This window comes from Streptomyces sudanensis (assembly GCF_023614315.1).
GTDB lineage: Bacteria > Actinomycetota > Actinomycetes > Streptomycetales > Streptomycetaceae > Streptomyces > Streptomyces sudanensis.
Genome location: NZ_CP095474.1, coordinates 809 through 1,124 on the forward strand (window position 1 = coordinate 809; position 316 = coordinate 1,124).

Sequence of the window (316 nt, forward strand, 5' to 3'; positions counted from 1 at the left end):
TTTTTTATTAGGCACACGTCCATCCCGAGAGCTACAGTTAAGGCGGCGTCGGTGCGGTCAGGTGTGTATAAGCGACAGCCTTTCGGGGCCTCAGGTCAGTTGGGTCAGGGCGGTGTTCTCGGTGCGGATGCGGGTGGTGAGCAGCAGGGCGTTGAGGGCGGTGAAGGCGGTCGCGGTGATCCAGGCCGAGTGGACCAGCGGGAGGGCGAGTCCCTCGACGACGACGGCGGCGTAGTTGGGGTGGGGAAGCAGGCGGTAGGGTCCGCTGGTCACGCGCGGGGCGCCCGGCACGGTGATCACCCGGGTGTTCCACTGC

1 protein-coding gene is annotated in these 316 nt (G+C 66.5%); it reads right to left on the minus strand.

Annotation, left to right across the window (positions count from 1 at the left end; all coding sequences use genetic code 11):
- Positions 1-90 precede the first annotated feature (90 nt).
- On the minus strand, positions 91-316 hold a 226-nt coding region (locus MW084_RS00010; protein ID WP_275563377.1), incomplete at its 5' end, for an isoprenylcysteine carboxylmethyltransferase family protein.